Genomic DNA, 19,844 nt, shown 5'->3' on the forward strand with positions numbered 1-19,844 from the left:
GAAGTCAAATGAGCGTAGCTGTGCTGATCTCGCCATCCAATACGACAAACCGAGTTCGCGCGTATTCATGTTTGATAAAATGCACCAGCTTGCCAAACGTCATCTTAATACCAGGATACATCACATGATACGCCTCGATCGCAGCAGGCCCTTCGCCTTTCAACTCGGTTTCAACATCTTTTTTCCGAGCTTCCAGCGATTTGCATTCCTTTTCCAGGACGAGTCTGGTGTTGGTGAGTTTAATTTGCAGCATGCGTTTATCTGGTGGAAGCTCCCCGCTGACTTGCAGGATCTGATTCATCACACTCAAACCTTGATCCGTTTTACGCAGGTTTTCGTATACCACCTGCAGTTCCTTTTGAATTTGTACCAGTTCCTGACGCAGCTCAGGCTTTACCCCCACCTCCAAAATCGTCGGGGTTGCACTCGTATTTCCAAATACCCGCGCAGCGATCTTCTCGCCCGCCTGCAAGACACCACCAATGATGATTCCTTTTGCGCCCTTGCAAATGATCTCTTTGCCTGCGCGCACGGTTGAAAACATGATGCTCTGGGAGACAATCACTTGGTTTCCTGCTGTTACATTAGCATTTTGTATAAATGAAGTCCGAATGTTTTGACCTGCTATGATATGACCCTTATCCTGTGCGACAATCCCGCTTTTAATTTCGATAGATCCTTCAGCGTGCAATTCAGCACCTTCGACGCTTCCCAGCACCCGAATATCCCCCGATGCTTTTACACGAAAACCATTTAAGACGTTCCCGCGAATGACCACCGTTCCCACGAAATCGATGTTACCGACTCCGAAGTCCACATCTCCGTTTACTTCAAATACCGGAAAGACGTTCATTTTGTCGTTGTCGGTAAACGATACTTGTCCATCAATCGCGGCGTAAATCATCGTTCTTTCCTGATTTTGCACCACGTTTTTACCTGGCTTGATCACTACATCTTTGCCAGCTTTGGGAGCGATGGTCTCTCCGGTAACGGTTGTACCTGCCGTTCCTTGACCAGCTGGAATCTTTCGTGCTAATAGCTGGCCTTTGGCGACGTTTGGAATCGATGTTACATTGTAGTAGTCTACTCGTCCGTCTTCCAATTCCTTTGGGCCGTTCCCCTCGACCACGGAATCCAAGTATGGATACTCCACGGATCCATCCACTCCCTGAACAGGAGCGACGCCCCGAGCGATGGTAACCTGGGAATTTGCGTACTTTCTCGGAAGTGCACACAAATCCAGAACTACATTGTCTAAAATACCGACCTTGATTTTTTTCTTTTCGAGCTCTTTGTAAATATCGCCTTCTGACAACAAAAGGGTATCGAGATCCTCCTCATCTACTCGAAGTAGGATCCCCGCCTCCAATTTATCCGGCGAAATATTTACCTCTAATCGATACTTCGCGATCCCTTCCATCACTTCCAACCCCCTCAAGCCTTTGGGTACTTTCTATCTACATTAACTGAGACTTCCATCGGGACAACGCAGAACGAAGACGGAACAGCGCCTTGGAATGAAGCTGAGAGATACGTGAAGGAGATAAGCTCATGATCTCAGCAATTTCAGACAGTGTCATTTCTTCAAAATAGAACAAGGAAACGACCAGTCTTTCTTTCTCAGGCAGCTTGTCAATTACGGTGACAAGAACTTCCTTCAGACTCGTGGCTTCTGCCACATTTTCAGGCCGTGGCGTCATATCATCCACGATGTAGGAGTGTCTTGCCGTTTTCTGCTCGTCTTCCTCGCCGACTGCTTCGTCGATGGAGACCATTGTCGCGAGAGAAGTTTCAAAAAACACTTGCTGAAGGTCCTTTTCACTAATCCCCAAGTATTCCGCTACTTCCAGGTCTGTAGGCATTCGCAGCATTTGCTGTTCCAAAGTTGTATACGCTTCTTCGATTTTTTTGGCCTTGTCGCGAACAGTACGAGGGATCCAGTCATTTTCGCGCAAACCGTCAATCATCGCCCCACGAATACGCCACATCGCATACGTTTCGAACTGCAAACCGCGTGTGTGATCGAATTTGGCCAATGCGTCCAACAGCCCAAAGCGACCGTAGCTGACCAGATCATCTTTGTCCACGTTAGCTGGCAAGTTGATCGCCAAACGGTTGGCTACTTTGTCTACGAGCGGCAAAAAGCGTGTGATCAAATCGATTTCTGCTTCGCGACTGCCCTCTTGTTTCCACATGACCCATTTATCGAATTCTTTTGCCTTCTCTTGTATGGTTAGCCGTGCCACGAATTACTCACCAGCCTTTACTCATCTGTTAAGCGCCTAACGACCTCTGCGACAGTAGTGGGATCCTCAATGGGACGAATTCTCTCCATCTGGGAAACAGCGAGAGGAGCAAATGACTCCTCGCTCGCTTCTGACTGTTGATCCTCTGTCTCTCTCACGGGAGAAGCTGCACCATTCTGCAGCGCATCCTCTTCTTCCATCGTCGAGAGAGCCAGGGGTTGTGTCACCTTGCTGATTATCCAACGGACAGGAAAAGCGACGAGGAAAAATAGGATAAATGCGACGCCTGCCCGCTCTAGTGAAACGAGCCAGACGTTACTTGCCCAAGCCGTCGCCAGCGTGACGACAAACGCGAGTATTCCCAAGCCAGAATTAATCCACAAAGTTCCCTTCATTCCTATACTTCCTTCACACCTTGATTTACTGTTCGGATTTGAAGCACGCCGTTTGTGGCATCTAATTCTATCGTCCGACCGCAGTTACCCCCTGTGTCTTCTGCCACGATCTTTATCTGTGCGTCCTTCAAAGCCTGTTTGCATGCTTCCACGTTTCTCGGTCCGATTCGCATCGTATCATTCTTGCCGAGAAACGCGAACATTTGTGCGCCACCCGCCAATTTCGCCACCATATTCCGGGTTGATGCACCCGCTCGCTCCATCTGTTTGATCAAATAAGGGATTGCCGTATCCGCGTACTTTCCTACTGTCAGCTCCCCATTTTTTGCTAGAGATGATTCTGGTAGCATGACATGTGCCATTCCCGCAATTTTGTGGTTGCTGTCGTAGAGGACAACTCCTACGCACGAGCCGAGTCCAGTAGTACGTAAGCGACTCGGTGGCTTTGCCACACCGAGGTCGGCCATACCGATCTTAATAATCTCCATCGAAAGGAACTCCTAGTGAACGAAATAAAATGGGAAGGGAGTCAGGGTCAGGGATTAAAAAGAAGTTCCCTTTCACCAATTCGTTCCCCTCAAAAAAGGCGGTGTCAATCGTCAATGCAAAGTCTCCTGCTTGTCCAAGCTCAATCAATCCGTAGCTCAGAATCGCCCCTGCCATGTCCACAGCAAGTGCAGGAACAGATGGCTGAAGATTCAGGTGCGTAAAATCAGCCAATGACGATAGATAGGAGCCTGTCAGGATGTTGCCGATTTCATGCAAAGCTGAAATCTCGAACTCTTCCCACTCATACACATCCTTTTCAATCCCCGTGATCTGCTGCAGCAAATGTTTGGCCGAGTCCAGATCAAGAATGAAGAACATGTTTCCTGGACAGTCACCTTCTACGCGGAGGAAGACCGTCACGACGACGTTCTCGGCTCCTCCTACGCAATCAGCGACCTCATCAAAAGGAATGATACTCACTTGAGGTACTTTCATATCGATTTCTTTGCTCATCAGCTTAGAGAGGGCAGTAGCTGCATGCCCTGCACCGATATTTCCAATTTCCCGCAGGACGTCAAACTGGAAATCTCCAAACTTCGTAAAATACGCCATTTTCCTTACCCCTCAATAGCGTCCAGCTGCTTGATTTCCTCTGTGCTCAACACTTTGTCGAGGTTCAGCAGGATCAAGAGACGCTTATCCAACTTGGCGACACCTCGCAGATACGCCGCTTCGACACCACCGACAACTTCTGGTGGAGGCTCGATTGCATCCACTGCGATGTCAATAACATCATTTGCAGCATCGACAATCAGTCCAACCTCCAGCTCTCCTACCGCTACGATAATGATGCGAGTAGATTCCGAGTAGACACTTTCCTCCAGCTCAAAACGGTTGCGCAAATCGATGATAGGCGTTACGACCCCGCGGAGATTGATGACCCCTTTAACAAACTTCGGTGTCCGAGGCACTCGTGTGATGTGCTCCAATTTTTCAATGGATTTGACTTGGCCCACTTCTACCCCGTACTCTTCATCTTTCAAGCGGAAGACAATCACTTTCACTTCGCCAACGATTTCTTTGTGCTCGAGCATGTGGCTTCCCCTCCCTTTTACGTGTAAGAATTTACGCTCCTACTTGATCAGTGCGTTGCAATCAATAATGAGAGCTACTTGTCCATCTCCTAAGATCGTTGCACCTGAAATGGCAAAAACATTCACCAGGTACTTGCCCAAAGATTTCAGTACGATTTCTTGTTGTCCGATAAAGGAATCGACCACAAGTCCCGCCATCTTTTCGCCTTTGCGCACGATGATTACGGCTACTTCTTCATCATCTTGAACCGAGTCGCTCACAGGTACTTGGAAAATATCCTGCAGAGATACCAGCGGAACGACGCGTCCACGGAAATCGATCACCTTCTGGCGATGCGCCATCATGATCTGATCTTTTCTAAATACTGCTGTCTCGATGATCGAGCTGAGCGGAACCGCATATTTCTCATCCTGCACTTGAACGAGCATCGCAGAAATAATGGAGAGAGTGAGCGGCAACTGGATCAGGAATGTCGTGCCTTGTCCGCGAACAGACTCTACGCCAACACTGCCGCCAAGAGATTCGATCTTGGATTTTACAACGTCGAGTCCTACACCCCTACCCGAAATATCCGAGATCACCTCTGCAGTACTGAATCCGGCAGCGAACAGCAGCTCGTGAATTTGCTTGTCTGTTAAACTATCTGCTGCCGCAGGATTCACAATACCGCGCTCGATCGCTTTCTTCAGCACTCGATCCTTGTTGATCCCAGCGCCGTCATCTTTTACTTCGATAAATACGTGATTACCGCTATGGAATGCACGCAGAACGATCGTTCCTTCTTCGGGCTTCCCTGCATTTTTACGGTCGGCTGGCGACTCGATTCCATGGTCCAGCGAGTTTCTCAGCAAGTGATTCAGCGGATCGCCGATTTCGTCGATTACGGTTCGGTCCAGCTCTGTTTCCGCTCCGATAATCTCCAGATTGACCTTCTTGTTCAAATCTTTCTGCAAATCGCGAATCATACGCGGGAAACGATTGAATACTTGCTCCACCGGTACCATGCGCATCGTTAGTATGATGTTCTGCAAATCACCGCTGATTCGGCTCATGTGCTCTACCGTCTCTTGGAGCTCGCTTTTCCCGATCTCGCGCGCCAGCTGTTCCAGCCTTCCGCGGTCAATGACCAGCTCGCTGAACAGATTCATGAGAATATCCAGTCGATCGATATCAACGCGGATGGTTTTTCCACCAGCCGCTTGTTTGCGCACAGGTGCTTGTTGTGCATCTGGCTCTTTTTTCACAGGAGCAGCTGTTTCTACCTTCTCCACAACCGCAGGTACAGGCGACTGTGCTTCCTTCAGTCCGATCGGGTCAATTTTGACGTCTTGGATTTCTGAGATGTTTAGGATCGCACTGCGAATTTTATCGGCAGGGTGCATCGTGACATAAGCAATCTCAAAAGAAGTCTCGAACCGTTCGTTTTCTATGTCTTCCACAGTCGGCTTCGTCTTAATGACTTCACCGAGGGACTCCAGCTGATCGAAGACCATATAGGAACGGGCTGCTTTCAGCAGGCAGTTGTCGTTCAAAGTTACTGTGATCCACATGAGGTTGTTGCCCAATTCTTTTGACTGTTTCAACACCATCAAAGCGTAGTCGTCCAGGTCCTGCTCACCTGCCACGATTTGCTCTTCGGCTGGAGCCTCTTCCTCAATGGCAACAGCTGATGCGGCAGCAACTTCACTTTCCGCTGTGAATTCACCTGCCACGATCGCCCTCAGCTTTTTCACGGGTCCGGATACATCTGCGGAGCCATCTCCGCCTTCCGTAATGTCGATCACCATGCCCTCGATCAAATCCACACTCTGGAAAATTACATCCATAATGTCGCTTGTGATCATCAGCTTCTGGTTGCGGATGAGATCCAGTACATTTTCTGCCTCATGCGTCAAATTTGCCATGTCCTCAAAGCCCATGGTCGCCGACATCCCTTTCAAGGTATGAGCAGAGCGAAAGATTTCCTTTACGTGTGTAATGTTCCCTGGATCATTCTCCAGCAAGAGCAGATTGGCATTGATTGCTTGCAGATGTTCTTTCGATTCTTCGATAAACATGTCCAAATACTGATTCATATCCATCGGTGATCCACCTCCCAAAAATCAGTGCACGAGCTTGCACAACAGCTCAGGTATTTTATCAACGGGTGCTACATGATCAGCCAACCCCGCTAATGCTGCTGAACGAGGCATTCCATAAACGACACATGTCGACTCATCTTCGACAATACTCGTAACAGAATCGAGCTCCTTCATCATTTTTAGACCTTTTGTCCCATCATTTCCCATGCCTGTCATGATAATTGCCCATTTGTCTACATTTGTCAATCGACTGACTGATTCAAATAATGTGTCCACAGATGGTCGATGACCGCCTCGAGGCTCTTCCTGATGTAAATGGGCCTGCAGTCTTCCATTGACATGACGGACTTCAAAATGGTATCCGCCAGGCGCAATGTAGGCTGTTCCTGGCTCCAAAATCTCTCCATCCACCACTTCCGTCACCCGTATCTGGGACAACGTATTCAACCGCTGCGCCAGCGATTTCGTAAAACCGGCTGGCATATGCTGAACAATCGCGATAGGAGCGGGAAAATCTGCCGGTATCGCCGTCAAGACCACTTGCAGAGCTTTCGGTCCCCCCGTCGATGTACCCAGCGCTACCAATCTTGGCCTTGTCCCAAGATTCTTTCTGATGGGCGGCTTTATTATTTCGTTTGGCGTACTCGGTGTCACGATCGGCACGGTTGCTGTTGAAAGCGGTGGTGGCGTTTGGACAGAGGCTGGCTTCGTTTCCAATTTCTTAAAGATGCTTGGCCTTGGAACAGCACGCTTCCATCTGGCTTTTGCCATACTTGCCGCTTTAACCCGCTCAATCAAACGATCTCCAACCTTATGTATGTCGAGTGAGATAGGCCCTGACGGTTTGGTCACAAAATCGAATGCGCCCAGTTCCAAAGCCTCGATCGTAGCCTCTGCGCCCTCACGCGTCAAACTGCTCAGCATTACAATCGGCAAAGGATGATCACTCATCAATGACTTCAAAGCGTCCAGACCGTTCATCACAGGCATTTCGATGTCCAGCGTAAGCACATCTGGATTCAGCTGTTTGCATTTTTCAATACACTCGAGTCCATTCCTTGCTCGATCAATGACTTCAATTTCAGGGTCTGAAGACAAAATATCTGTTATAACTTTTCTCATGAATGCAGAATCATCTGTGACAAGAACTCGAATTTTACTCAATGCAAGAACGCTCCTTTCCTACACCCTGTTGCTCTATCGTATGAAGTGTTTCAGCTTCGCAAAAAATCCTTTTAGACCATTCGCCGGGGTATCTGATTGTGTTGAGCTTTGCAGATACTGCCCAACCAAGCTCCGAATGCTCCGCGAGGCATGCGATTGCGGATATGTAAGTAGAAAAGGACGCTGCTGCTTTACTGCTTTGGTAACATGCGAATCATCCGATACAAATCCTAGCGCTTGAATCTCCAGATTTAGAAAACGCTTGGCTACCATCGCTAACTTGTCAGCAGTCATTTTCCCTTCTCGCTCATTGACCACTCGATTGATGACCAAGCGGATCCTGACAGCAGGATTTCGGGAATGCAGCATCTTAATCACCGCGTAGGCATCCGTAATCGCGGGAGGCTCTGGTGTGGTAACGACAATGACTTCATCCGAAGAGAGCATAAAATGCAAGGACTCTTTGGATAAACCCGCTCCTGTATCGAAAATGATGGTATCGGCATACCCTTGAAGAGGTTCAAGGCGGTTGAAGAGCAAGTCCAGCTTTTCATCATCCAGCTGCATGATCTGCGTAAAACCTGATCCGCCTGCAATAAATTCCAAATGGCCCGGGCCCATTTCCATAATGTCCCACACGGTCGTATCCGGTTCGAGCAGATGGAACAGATGCTTTTTAGGCGAAATACCCATCAATACATCCAAATTGGCCAGACCTAGATCGACATCGAATAAAACGGCCTTATGTCCTCTCTCAATCAATCCGAGACCAAAATTGAGACTGAAATTCGACTTCCCTACTCCGCCTTTACCGCTCGTGACCGTAACCAGCTTCGTCGGGCGCTTCTGTGTGCTCTGCTGTATTCGTTGTCGAAGTTGTTCGGCTTGATCGCGCATCGACTCAATCTCCTACTACCATGGATGAAACGAGCGAAGGAGTCGCCACTACAATATCATCTGGCACATTTTGTCCTGTCGTGATGTAGGAGAATGGGAGCTTCATCTCCTGAGACACATTCAACATGTTACCAAAGCTTTGCGTTTCGTCTGCTTTCGTAAAGATCACTTGCTTGTTCGGCACATCCACGAAATTTTGAACAATTGCTTTCATGTCCTGATACTTTGACGTCAGGCTGAGCACCAGGTAATTAACGCTGTTCGTTCCATGATCGACAAGCTGCCTAATGCCCTGTACATATTCATCGTTGCGGAAGTTGCGTCCAGCCGTATCTACAAAAATTAGGTCGCAATCACTCAAACGCTCCATCGCCGCAGCCATTTCTTTTGGCTGAAACACGACTTCCAGTGGTACGTTCAAAATATTTGCGTATGTTTTGAGCTGCTCTACAGCAGCCATACGATACGTATCCGCTGTGATAAACCCAATCTTTCGCTTTTCTTTAAGCATGCTATCGGCGGCGAGCTTTGCGATGGTCGTCGTTTTACCGACACCCGTTGGACCAAAGAAAAATGCGTACTTCACCGTTCTCTCCAGCTTCAATGGTGGCTGCTGATTCGCTGCCACTATACCAGACACGATCTCACGGGCTGCGATGCGTGCATCTGCCTCTTGCCATTCACCGGCAGTTGGCACACCCTCCATCAGCTTAGCAAGTATGGTGGCGGTGACATCTTCTGTTACCCCTTGTTCCAGCAGCCTGCTCCGTATATTTTGGATGGCCATAGGAAGCTGCTGACTCAAATCATTCACGAGCAGCTTCTGAAACATTTGGCGCATATCACGCACTTCACTCGCAAGGGCATCTGCACCAGCCGTACTTGCCGATACCGTTTCCATTGGCTGGGTGACTGGCAAGCTCGGTTCCGGCTGCTGCTTGATCGCATCCATGACGGCGGCGGCTGGCTTTGTCTCTCGCTGCACCAGCACCTCTGGAGACTCTGATGGAGACGGCTCGCGTTCTTGTACGGCAACAGCACTTTCTGCTTTCGGTAAAGCTTTTCGATACGCTTGCTTGGCGGTATATGCGCCTGTACCGAATTGCGCGCGAGGTGCAGCGTCCATTTGTCGATTCATAGCCGGCCCCTGACTTGCTTCATTAGAAGAGGCTTTTTCATCTACTGCGGCAATCACTTCTATTTTCATCTTGCCAAACATTCCAAACAGGCCGCCTGTTTTCACAGACTTGGAATTTAAAATGACAGCATCCTTGCCCAAGTCCACTCTGATTTTTTCTAGAGCTTCCGGCATTGAATCGACTATGTAACGTTTCACTCTCACGAAATATTCACCATCCCTACGCTTTGCACTTCAACATGTGGCTCCAGCTCGCTGTATGACAAAACGGGAACATCCGGCATCATCCGATCGAGCAATTGACGCAAGTACATACGTGTAGCTGGAGAAGAAAGGAGGATCGGCTGTTGTCCGGAGTTGATCATCTTTCCTACCTCTGCCGACATCGTTTGGTAGATTCTTTGCGATGTCTCTGGATCCATCGCCAGATAGCTGCCTTGCTCTGATTGTTCGACACGCTCCGAGATGACTTTTTCCAAACCGGCTCCGGCAGTCAGTACACGCAAAGGCTGTCCAGGCTCCGTATACTGAAGCGTAATTTGTCTCGACATCGCTTGTCTGACGTATTCGGTCAAAATATCTGTGTCTTTGGTATAAAGAGCGTGGTCTGCCAAAGCTTCGAGGATAATATTCAGGTTGCGCACGGATACTTTTTCCCGCAACAGCTTTTGCAATACCTTTTGTATATCCCCAATCGAAAGCGATCCTGGGACCAGCTCGTCCACCAATACGGGAGCGGTTTCCCTCACATTGTCGATCAACGCACGCGTTTCCTGACGGCCCAGCAGTTCGTGTGCATGACGTTTGATGATTTCGGTCAAGTGAGTAGCCACTACAGAAGGCGGGTCGACTACCGTGTATCCAGAGAGCTCGGCAATCTCCTTATTCTCTTCTGTTACCCATAATGCAGGCAATCCAAACGCAGGTTCCACGGTTTCAATCCCCACGACGGAATCATCTTCAAAGCCGGGGCTCATTGCCAGGTAGTGATCCAGCATGATTTCCCCTTTCGCTACTTGATTGCCTTTGATTTTGATCATGTATTCGTTCGGTCTCAACTGGATGTTGTCGCGAATGCGGATGACCGGAACCACGATTCCCATTTCCAAGGCAATCTGCCTTCGAATCATGATGACGCGATCGAGCAGGTCACCGCCCTGTTTCACATCTGCCAATGGGATGAGTCCGTAACCAAATTCGAATTCGATCGGGTCCACCTGCAGCAGGTTGACAACGCTTTCTGGACTGCGTACTTCCTCGATCTGCTGCTCTTCCACTTTGTCTTGCGTTTCGAGCAGGTCCATCTTTTGTTTTTTGTTCAATTTCCATCCTGCGAATGCCATAATCCCTGCAACGGGCAGGACTGGCAGCAAACCGATTGGCGTAAACAATCCCAAAAGGAATATGCAGCCGGAAACGACGTACAGCAATCGTGGGAAGCTGAACATCTGCTTGACGATGTCATCGCCCAAGCCCTCTCCGGAAGTAGAACGGGTCACGATGATACCTGCAGCAGTCGAAATCAGCAGAGCCGGAATCTGGCTTACAAGCGCATCCCCGACCGACATCTGCGTAAATTTGGAAGCAGATTCGGCAAAGTCCATATCATGAACGAGCATCCCGATGATGAAGCCGCCGATAATATTAACGATAAAGATGATGATTCCCGCAATGGCGTCCCCTTTTACGAATTTGCTGGCACCATCCATCGCTCCGTAAAAGTCTGCTTCATTTTCAATTTTTTTCCTTCTAGCTCGTGCATCTGCTTCAGTAATCATCCCTGCATTCAAATCCGCGTCAATACTCATTTGCTTACCGGGCATGGCATCCAACGTAAAGCGCGCCGCAACCTCTGCCACACGTTCGGAACCTTTGGTAATAACGATGAACTGGATAATGATGAGGATCAGGAACACGACGAAACCTACGACTTGATTACCACCAACGACAAAATCCCCAAAGGTTTCAATCACCTTGCCGCCTTCTCCATGAGAGAGAATGTTCCTCGTTGTGGAGACATTCAGTGCCAAACGAAACAGCGTAGTAATGAGCAGGACTGTGGGGAAAATGGAAAACTCCAGCGTTTCCTTGGTGTACATGGACACGAGCAAAATGGTCAACGCAAGGGAGATATTTAGAATCAAGAGCAAGTCAAGCAGTCCAGAAGGGAGTGGGATCACCATCATGACTACAATGCTTATGACGAAAAGAATCGTACCTATCTCTTTGAATTTGAATCCCACGGTTCATCCTCCTTTCTCTTATTTCAATTTCCCCTGCAGCTTGTACACGTACGCGAGAACCTCCGCTACCGCTTTAAACAAATCTTCGGGAATTTGTTGTCCGATTTCAACCTGACTATAGAGAGCCCTGGCCAAGGGCTTGTTTTCCATCGTAACGATCCGGTGTTTTTTTGCCACTTCTCTGATTTTTAAAGCAAGGTAGTCTTGCCCTTTGGCTACCACCGTAGGAGCACTCATCGCACTCGCATCATAACGGATGGCAACGGCAAAGTGCGTCGGGTTGGTAATAATGACATCCGCTTTCGGCAGCTCTTGCATCATGCGCCGGATGGCCATGCTGCGTTGACGCTCACGAATCTTTCCTTTAATCAGCGGGTCCCCTTCAGCCTGCTTATGTTCGTCTTTTAAGTCTTGCTTGGACATCCGCAGATTCTTTTCGTACTCATAGCGTTGATAGGCATAGTCCAAAATTGCTAAAACGAACAACAAGAGCCCTAGGTAGATTCCGAGCTTGGCGACCTCTCCTGCCGTAAAGGACAGTACCGTGCCCAAAGACTTCAGAGAAAGCTGCACCACCTGCTCTTTGGTGCTCCATAAAATCGAGTATGCTACATAGATACCGGCACCGATTTTTAATAATGATTTCAACAGCTCTACGATTGATCGCAATGAAAAAATCCGTTTTGCACCCTCAATGGGATTCAGCTTTTCCAGTTTCATCTGAAGTGGTTCCGTAGAGATTAACCAGCCCACCTGCATAAAGTTCACTGTAAAAGCGACCAGCATCGATACACCCAGGACAGGACCTACGATCTTGATGGCTTCAAAGGCTAGCTGGGAAACCATGATTTTCAGATTCTCTTCATTTAACTGCCAGCCCGTGTACGTGATCAGTGACTCTTTCATGATGTTTTGAAAGATCGTCAACATGCTCGAGCCCAGCATGATTAAGAGAAAGAAAAAAGCTGTCAAAGCGATGGCCGGGGACAAATCCTGGCTCTTTGCCACTTGTCCTTTTTTCCGAGCATCATCCTTTTTCTTCGGGGTCGCTTTTTCCGTTTTTTCCCCGTTAAAAAACTGCAAGTCTACCGAATAACGAAAGCTGATCCTTTTCATGGTGTGCCTCCGAGCAATTTCATCATTTCTGCGAGTGCCCGGAACATACTCTCAAATAATCCGTTTAATGTCAGCAAAAAGGCGGGCATCACCACGATCAACAACAAAAATCCTGCAAGCAATTTAAGTGGCAAACCAACGACAAAAATATTAAATTGTGGTACCGATTTGGCGATAATTCCAAGAGAGACGTCTACGAGAAACAAGGCGACGACAATAGGTGCTGCCATCATAAACGCACTCAGAAACATGTTGGAAAAGACTTTTACGGCGGTCATCATTACCTGCTCGCTGCCAAATGCCGCCCAGGTCGCTTCTATCGGGATGGCTTCGTAGCTTTTGATGATTCCGCGGATCAGCATGTGGTGACCATTGATGCTGAAAAAGTATAGTACAGCCAGTATGTTCTTGAAATTACCTGTGATAGGTATGTAGGCACCTGTTTTTGGATCAATGACGTTTGCCATCGCCAATCCCATCTGCATATCCATAAGTCCACCAGCCACTTGAATCGCGACAAACATCATTTCGCAAATGTATCCGAGGATCACTCCTACCAGCGCTTCTTTACAAACATGTAGGAGGAAGGTAAGATCCATTGCAACCTGCTGCCCCTGTACGGGAATGAACTGAAAGCTGATGACAGCCATGAGAAAGGCTAGAGCGATCTTGAACTGATTCGGTACTCCTTTGATGGAAAAGAAGGGAGCCGCTACGAAAAAGGCGCTCATTCTTACAAAAACCAATAAAAAGATGGGAAGGTACGTGAAAAAAAGATTCATGGGCTACCCGACAAATCGATGGAGGTTTCCAAAGATCCCTGTTGTGAAATCCAGCATGACCCGAAGCATCCATGGCCCTACAGCCAGCAGTGTAATGAACACTGCCAAGATTTTGGGGATAAAGGCTAGCGTCTGTTCCTGAATTTGCGTCGTTGCCTGAAAGACGCTGACGAGCAAGCCGACCAGCAAGGCAACCCCCAGGGCGGGCGCAGCAAGCAGCAGGATGGTATATACCGAGCTTTGGGCAACCTGCATCAATAATTCTTGTGTCATGCTCTACCTCCTCGAACCCTTTGGGATTTCCTAAAAACTGATCAAAAGTGATTTCACAACCAGATACCAGCCATCCACCATAATGAAGAGCAAGATTTTAAATGGCAAGGAAATCATGACTGGCGGAAGCATCATCATCCCCATCCCCATCAAAATACTGGAGATAACCATGTCAATCACAAGAAACGGAATAAAGATCATAAATCCAATTTGAAAGGCTGTCTTCAGCTCACTGATCGCGTATGCTGGCACCAGTGCGCTCAGCGGTATGTCTTGGATCGTCTTGGGGCGTTCAGTCTTGGTATATTCCATAAAGAGCGCCAAGTCCTTTTCCCTCGTCTGCTTTGCCATGAACTCCTTAAAAGGCACGACCGCTGTATCAAACGCTTGCTGCTGGGTGAGTTTCCCCTGCATGAAAGGCTGTACAGCCGTCTCGTTCACTTTCCCCAGCGTAGGCGCCATGATAAAGAAGGTCATAAACAGAGCCAGAGCTATCAGCACCTGATTGGGGGGCATTTGCTGCGTTGCTAGCGCATTGCGAACAAAGGACAACACAATGACAATCCGAGTAAAGCTTGTCATCAGCAGCAAGATTGCGGGTGCTACCGATAATACCGTCAAAATCAGCAAGAGTTGAATCGCCGAGGATGTTTCTTGAGGCGTTCCCGTTCCGCCGCCAATCTTCAGATCAATGCTCGGAACAAGCGGTGTTCCCGCGGGAGCTGCCAGCACGATTTGCGGTAAAGCGAGCAGCACTGAGGCAATCACGAGCACCTGCCATACATGTTTCATTTTAGGTCCCCTCTGTCCTGAGCGTCCTCTTTGGTCCATACATCTGATTGGACCGGCCGTTTATTCACCTGGTTCCACTGACCATTCAGCAGGTCTTGAAATGTTTGACCGTCCACTTCTGATGTATAAAGAATTTCTTCGTCCACCGGCTTCTTTTTCCCGAATCTCAGCCATGGGAGAGAAAAGGAAGTTGCAAGCGGCTTAATCTCTGCGTCTGACAGGATAAGATCTACTTCTTCGCCTGGTTCAATCATTCGGAGCAATTGCACATTATCGCCAACTCCGACGATGTACAAAGACTCGCCAATCATCACGACTTGCATCGTCTTCCCATTTCCCAATGCAGCTGCAGATATGACCTTGATTGGCCCATGGTTTTGTCCGATTTGTCTTTTGCCCAAAAAGCGGAGCAAGAAGTAAATGAGCACAGCGATAAATCCAAGCGAGAATATGACCTGAATCAAATATCCCCACATACTCGTATTTCCACTGCCCGGAATGGCCGCCGGCTGTTCGCCGCCGGCGGACGCATTGCTCTTTGGTGCATTCCCCTGATTGTAGGAATCCGCTACAGTACCTTCAGCCGATGCTACAACAGGAAGCGAGGCGACAAGCAGCATGATGAGACAACAAACCCATATAAGCCTTGTCCCTGCATTCCGGATGGTCCTCATTAGCTCAAGGTCTTTTTGATCGCTTCCAGCACGCGATCTGCCTGGAATGGCTTCACGATAAAGTCTTTTGCCCCCGCCTGAATCGCATCAATAACCATGGCTTGCTGACCCATTGCGGAGCACATGATGACACGCGCGTTCGGATCGAGCTTCTTGATTTCCTTCAACGCAGCGATTCCATCCATTTCAGGCATCGTGATGTCCATTGTAACCAGGTCAGGACCGAGCTCTTTGTATTTTTCAATTGCTTGAGCGCCGTCACTTGCTTCCCCAACTACGCTGTAGCCATTTTTCGACAGAATCTCCTTGATCATCATACGCATGAACGCTGCATCATCCACGATTAATACTTTGTTTGACATGATAGGCTCCTCCCAATGCTTCACTGTTGATTTCGTTATTGTAATTTTTGTACACGATCGAACTGACTGATGATATCTGTGACACGAACACCGAAGTTTTCGTCAATAACGACAACTTCCCCTTTGGCAATCAACTTGTTGTTTACCAAAATGTCGACATGCTCACCTGCCAGCTTGTCCAACTGTATAATTGATCCAGCGGACAAGTCAAGGATTTCTCTGATTAATTTCTTGGTGCGTCCGAGTTCGACTGTCACTTGCAGAGGAATATCGAGCAGCAGGTTCAGATTTTGCTCTTCACCCGATGCCATTGGGGCACCTCCAAGTGGCGCAAACTGCGCTGGTTTCACGTTTGTATGGTTGGCAGCAGGGCTACCAAAATGCTGAGGTGTCGGCGCTACTGGCGTTGGTGGATAAGCAGGCGGGTACGCCGCGTATCCTGCGTGATGTGCGTACGGATCCGGGTATACGGGCGGTTGTCCTGGATACCCCATTGGTTGCGCGTACATGGGTGGTGGTGCATAGCCCATTGGCGGCTGCTCATACATAGGCTGCTGTGGCGCTGCTGGAGGCACATAGGCCGGTTCTGGTTGGGTAGGAGCGGCTGCTATCGACGCAGCTGCTGCAGCATGTGTGATCGTCTGTGCGCTTGGCATCTCGATCGCAGCCGCAGCCGCTGCTACCTCTTCATCTGTTCCGCCAACTAGTTTGTCTATCATCTTTTTCGCAAAAGACAGTGGCAAGAGCTGCATAATGTTTGAATCGATGAGTTCTCCATGCTCGCCCACTTTCAAGCGGAAAGAGACTTTCACAAGCGGGCTGTCATCTTCGCTGAAGCTGTCGCCACCTTTTCCTTGCGCCAGATCCATCACGTCAATGCCAGGAGGAGTAATATTGATGAACTGGTTAAAGATCGTCGACATCGAGGTCGCTGCCGAGCCCATCATTTGGTTCATTGCCTCTTGCACCGCACTGATGTGGAGCTCGGAAAGATCCGTATTTTCAGGTCGTCCTTCTCCACCCATCATCAAATCGGCGATAACGGCTGCATCCTCCATGCGAATGACCAACAGGTTTATTCCTTTAAAGCCGTCTGTATATTCCACATGCACAGCTACATGTGGAATTGGAAATTCGCCTTCCAGCTCGTTCACGTTGACGACCGAAACGGTTGGGGTTGTGATATCCACTTTCTGGCTCAGCAAAGTGGAGAGTGCCGTGGCTGCACTACCGAAGGAAATATTTCCGATCTCCCCGAGCGCGTCCTGTTCAAATGGGGAAAGATATTCGGCAACATCCTGTGTTACAGCCGAAATCGCTTCCTCTTCATCCTCAACCAAGTTGTTCGCGCGAAGCAGCGCGTCAATCTCGTCCTGAGAAAGCATGTCTCTACTCATTGTGTTCCTCCCCCTCCTCTATGACTTCATCAATCTGAACAGCCACTTTCCCTTTCATGGTTCCTGGCTGTCCGAGGAATTTCAGCGTATTGCCGATCTTGATCTTCAGCTTGCTATCCAAGGATTGATCCAACTGAATCACATCGCCTGTCTGCAGCTGCAGGAAATCGTGTACCGAAATCGAAGCCGTTCCCATCTCTGCGATAATCGGCAGCTTTGCAGTCTTCACACGTTCCTCAACACGCAACCGTTCTTCCTCATCACGTGTCTTTTTCTGCTTCGAGAACCAGTACTGTCCAGACAGCTTGGTCATGATTGGTTCGAGTACCACGTGTGGCAAGCAAAGGTTGATCATGCCCGTGGTATCGCCGATTTTGGTACTGAACGAAATGACCACCACAATCTCGTTTGGTGAGACGATCTGCATGAACTGCGGGTTCATCTCAAGCCCTTCCTGATACGGATCCAGCTCAATAATCTGTTTCCATGCCTCGTGGAATGTATCTAGCGCTTTGCCAAACACACGCTCCATCACCGTTGTTTCAATTTCCGTAAGAGCCCCCATTTTTTCCGGGATCGCGCCCTGCCCCCCAAGGAGACGATCGAGCATGGTATAAGCGATGTTTGGGTTCACTTCCAGGACCATACGACCTTCCAGCGGCGGTGCTTCAAAGATGTTGAGAATGGTCATTTTGGGAATGGAACGAATAAACTCGTCGTACGGCAATTGATCGACGGAGGCAACCGTAATTTGCACGAAGGTACGGAGCTGAGCGGAAAAATACGTCGTCAACAACCGCGCGTAGTTTTCATGAATCCGGGTCAAGCCACGGATTTGATCTTTGGAAAAACGCAGAGCTCGTTTAAAGTCATATACTTTTACTTTGCGCTCAGTCTCTTCTTTTTTCAGCTCGTTGGCATCCATTTCTCCTGATGAGAGTGCCGCCAACAAGGCATCAATCTCACTTTGTGAGAGAACCTCGGCCATATATCGTCACCTCCTTGCTATGTATACCTGCATCGCTTCCTTAGGACAAGACGCGTTTGGTCGTCACGACTTGGACGATTTTACCTTCTTGCATCAGGGAGCTGATTTCATTCATAATTTTGGCTTCCAGCTTGTTGACGCCTTCAGTGCCTTTGATATCTTCTGGACTTAAACCTGCCAATGTTTTAATGATGACCTGATTGATCTGCGGCATGCGCTGTTCCAGTTCCTCTTTGGCATCGGAATTGTCTGCGGTAATTGTGAAGCGAACAATCATGTAATTATTCGTCAGCAGGTTCGTGGTAATTTCACCTGTATCCACCGAGTATTCCTGCATTTCCTTTGCTGACAACGGTTCTAATTGCTTCTCTGTTCCGCTAGTCGTTTGTGCCGCTGGGGAGAGATACGTCTGCCAGAGCACGAAAGAGATAACTCCCAGAAGCGATATCGCGATGATAATAATTAGAGCCATGTTAAACAACCGATTTTGAAACATCGCAAAGCCTCCCGCTATTCATTTACATCGTCCGGCATTTTAGGTGCACTGCTTACCGGATGAACGTTTTGATAAAAGGCTTGGACACGTTCAGCGATTGACTCTGCCGAATCTTTGACGATGTACTTCCTGTCGTTGAACAGAGTAATCACCGTATCGGGAGTAGCCTCTACCGTCTCGATATGAGTGATATTGAGATAAAAAGTGTTCCCGTTAAAACGAGTTAATTTGATCATTGGCTGCTCCTTTCGGGTAGGGAGGAGGGAAAGAACGATTCCTTCCCTCACTCATCCTTTAGAACCAATTATCGTTTCAGGTTAACCAGTTCTTCCAACAGCGTGTCAGAAGTCGTGATGATCCGCGAGTTTGCTTGGAAGCCACGCTGTGCCACGATCATCTCGGTGAACTCTTCAGACAAATCCACATTGGACATTTCCAGCTGACCTGCGATCACACTCACTCTTGCATCTGTAGCCGTAGTAGGAGTCAGTGGATCGTCATCACGGGCACCTGCGTTTACGGTGTTTTCATACAGCGAGTTTCCAACCTTCTTCAGACCGCCTGGGTTGTTGAACGTCATCAGGCCGACAGTGTTATCAGAAGCAAGAGCACCTGTATCGTCCACCGTGGTAATTACGCCGTCTTTCCCGATCGAATAGGAAACGATTCCGTCCGCTTGGCTGATCTGGATAGCCGCCCCATCGGAGTTCATCAGCTTCATGCCTTGGGAGTTCACCAGGAACCCTTGCGCATCGCGCGTGAAGTTACCCGCACGCGTGTAGTACATGGTTGCACCGTCATCAGGGCTTACCATGAAGAACGCGTCACCCTCAATGGACAAATCCGTTGGGAGGTTGGTCGTCATTGGGCTACCAGCGGAAAATACAGTGTCAATCGAGCCAATGGAAGCACCCAGACCAATTTGCGTCGGGTTGGTTCCGCCTTTTCCGTCATCCGTTGGTGCACCCGCACCCTGGATGTTTTGGCTCAAAATATCTTGAAACATAACACGGCCTTTTTTAAAGCCGACGGTATTCACGTTTGCGATGTTATTTCCGATTACGTCCATTTTTGTTTGGAAGCCACGCAAGCCAGAAATACCCGAGTACATGGAACGAAGCATAATCTGTTTCCTCCTCTACATAAGTTCGGTTACCTCAGTCGGTCAGTAACCTTTGGGCTTCCTCGCGTGAGGTCCAGCCCATTGCTGCCATCA

22 protein-coding genes are annotated in these 19,844 nt (G+C 48.7%); all 22 read right to left on the reverse strand.

Going from position 1 to position 19,844, the window contains the following annotated elements:
- Positions 1-4 precede the first annotated feature (4 nt).
- The 22 genes from EDM55_RS01560 to flgG all read right to left on the reverse strand — a co-directional run bounded on the left by EDM55_RS01560 (position 5) and on the right by flgG (position 19,751).
- The gene (locus EDM55_RS01560; RefSeq protein ID WP_092266684.1) at positions 5-1,420 is read right to left on the reverse strand and encodes a flagellar assembly protein A; all 1,416 of its coding nucleotides are present in this window, start codon (positions 1,418-1,420) and stop codon (positions 5-7) included.
- Between the two features lie 37 nt (positions 1,421-1,457).
- Positions 1,458-2,246 carry a FliA/WhiG family RNA polymerase sigma factor gene (locus tag EDM55_RS01565; RefSeq protein ID WP_122959458.1) on the reverse strand — a complete coding sequence of 263 codons (789 nt, stop codon included), beginning with the start codon at positions 2,244-2,246 and terminating at the stop codon, positions 1,458-1,460.
- 17 nt (positions 2,247-2,263) lie between these two features.
- Positions 2,264-2,641, reverse strand: a complete 378-nt coding sequence (locus EDM55_RS01570; protein ID WP_092266682.1) for a hypothetical protein — start codon at positions 2,639-2,641, stop codon at positions 2,264-2,266.
- Between the two features lie 2 nt (positions 2,642-2,643).
- The gene (locus tag EDM55_RS01575; RefSeq protein ID WP_092266681.1) at positions 2,644-3,129 is read right to left on the reverse strand and encodes a chemotaxis protein CheD; all 486 of its coding nucleotides are present in this window, start codon (positions 3,127-3,129) and stop codon (positions 2,644-2,646) included.
- Positions 3,116-3,742 (reverse strand): chemotaxis protein CheC, encoded by a 627-nt coding sequence (locus EDM55_RS01580; RefSeq protein WP_092266680.1) that lies wholly within the window; start codon positions 3,740-3,742, stop codon positions 3,116-3,118. The genes EDM55_RS01575 and EDM55_RS01580 overlap by 14 nt, the downstream gene beginning before the upstream one ends.
- Positions 3,743-3,747: 5 nt before the next feature.
- Entirely contained in the window at positions 3,748-4,224 is a 477-nt protein-coding gene (locus EDM55_RS01585; protein WP_092266679.1) for a chemotaxis protein CheW, read from the reverse strand.
- A 39-nt stretch (positions 4,225-4,263) separates the two neighbouring features.
- Positions 4,264-6,306: a chemotaxis protein CheA gene (locus EDM55_RS01590; RefSeq protein WP_122959459.1), complete on the reverse strand. Its 2,043-nt coding sequence runs from the start codon at positions 6,304-6,306 to the stop codon at positions 4,264-4,266.
- A 21-nt stretch (positions 6,307-6,327) separates the two neighbouring features.
- Positions 6,328-7,470, reverse strand: coding sequence for a protein-glutamate methylesterase/protein-glutamine glutaminase (locus EDM55_RS01595; RefSeq protein WP_122959460.1), 1,143 nt, complete (start codon positions 7,468-7,470; stop codon positions 6,328-6,330).
- Between the two features lie 33 nt (positions 7,471-7,503).
- Positions 7,504-8,367, reverse strand: coding sequence for a MinD/ParA family protein (locus EDM55_RS01600; protein ID WP_092266676.1), 864 nt, complete (start codon positions 8,365-8,367; stop codon positions 7,504-7,506).
- 4 nt (positions 8,368-8,371) lie between these two features.
- Positions 8,372-9,709 (reverse strand): flagellar biosynthesis GTPase FlhF, encoded by a 1,338-nt coding sequence (flhF, locus tag EDM55_RS01605; RefSeq protein WP_122959461.1) that lies wholly within the window; start codon positions 9,707-9,709, stop codon positions 8,372-8,374.
- Positions 9,706-11,748, reverse strand: a complete 2,043-nt coding sequence (gene flhA, locus EDM55_RS01610; protein ID WP_092266674.1) for a flagellar biosynthesis protein FlhA — start codon at positions 11,746-11,748, stop codon at positions 9,706-9,708. The genes flhF and flhA overlap by 4 nt, the downstream gene beginning before the upstream one ends.
- An 18-nt stretch (positions 11,749-11,766) precedes the next feature.
- Entirely contained in the window at positions 11,767-12,864 is a 1,098-nt protein-coding gene (gene flhB, locus EDM55_RS01615; RefSeq protein ID WP_092266673.1) for a flagellar biosynthesis protein FlhB, read from the reverse strand.
- A complete protein-coding gene (fliR, locus tag EDM55_RS01620) occupies positions 12,861-13,646 on the reverse strand; it encodes a flagellar biosynthetic protein FliR (protein WP_092266672.1) in 786 nt (261 codons plus the stop codon). Before fliR ends, flhB begins: the two co-directional genes overlap by 4 nt.
- 3 nt (positions 13,647-13,649) lie before the next feature.
- Positions 13,650-13,919, reverse strand: a complete 270-nt coding sequence (gene fliQ, locus EDM55_RS01625; RefSeq protein WP_092266671.1) for a flagellar biosynthesis protein FliQ — start codon at positions 13,917-13,919, stop codon at positions 13,650-13,652.
- 30 nt (positions 13,920-13,949) lie between these two features.
- Complete coding sequence (gene fliP, locus EDM55_RS01630) at positions 13,950-14,711, reverse strand: flagellar type III secretion system pore protein FliP (protein ID WP_122959462.1); 762 nt, start codon at positions 14,709-14,711, stop codon at positions 13,950-13,952.
- Positions 14,708-15,331 carry a flagellar biosynthetic protein FliO gene (locus EDM55_RS01635; protein ID WP_246070790.1) on the reverse strand — a complete coding sequence of 208 codons (624 nt, stop codon included), beginning with the start codon at positions 15,329-15,331 and terminating at the stop codon, positions 14,708-14,710. Before EDM55_RS01635 ends, fliP begins: the two co-directional genes overlap by 4 nt.
- 53 nt (positions 15,332-15,384) lie before the next feature.
- The gene (locus EDM55_RS01640) at positions 15,385-15,747 is read right to left on the reverse strand and encodes a response regulator (RefSeq protein ID WP_055746983.1); all 363 of its coding nucleotides are present in this window, start codon (positions 15,745-15,747) and stop codon (positions 15,385-15,387) included.
- 35 nt (positions 15,748-15,782) lie between these two features.
- The gene (gene fliY / locus EDM55_RS01645) at positions 15,783-17,144 is read right to left on the reverse strand and encodes a flagellar motor switch phosphatase FliY (RefSeq protein ID WP_122959463.1); all 1,362 of its coding nucleotides are present in this window, start codon (positions 17,142-17,144) and stop codon (positions 15,783-15,785) included.
- Positions 17,137-18,132 (reverse strand): flagellar motor switch protein FliM, encoded by a 996-nt coding sequence (gene fliM / locus EDM55_RS01650; protein ID WP_092266667.1) that lies wholly within the window; start codon positions 18,130-18,132, stop codon positions 17,137-17,139. The genes fliY and fliM overlap by 8 nt, the downstream gene beginning before the upstream one ends.
- Before the next feature lie 40 nt (positions 18,133-18,172).
- Positions 18,173-18,628: a flagellar basal body-associated FliL family protein gene (locus EDM55_RS01655; RefSeq protein WP_092266666.1), complete on the reverse strand. Its 456-nt coding sequence runs from the start codon at positions 18,626-18,628 to the stop codon at positions 18,173-18,175.
- A gap of 14 nt (positions 18,629-18,642) precedes the next feature.
- The gene (locus EDM55_RS01660) at positions 18,643-18,864 is read right to left on the reverse strand and encodes a flagellar FlbD family protein (protein WP_092266665.1); all 222 of its coding nucleotides are present in this window, start codon (positions 18,862-18,864) and stop codon (positions 18,643-18,645) included.
- Between the two features lie 68 nt (positions 18,865-18,932).
- On the reverse strand, positions 18,933-19,751 hold the full coding sequence (gene flgG, locus EDM55_RS01665; RefSeq protein ID WP_092266664.1) for a flagellar basal body rod protein FlgG: 819 nt from the start codon (positions 19,749-19,751) through the stop codon (positions 18,933-18,935).
- Positions 19,752-19,844 lie beyond the last annotated feature (93 nt).

The sequence above is a fragment of the Brevibacillus centrosporus genome (genome assembly GCF_003710815.1).
GTDB lineage: Bacteria > Bacillota > Bacilli > Brevibacillales > Brevibacillaceae > Brevibacillus > Brevibacillus centrosporus.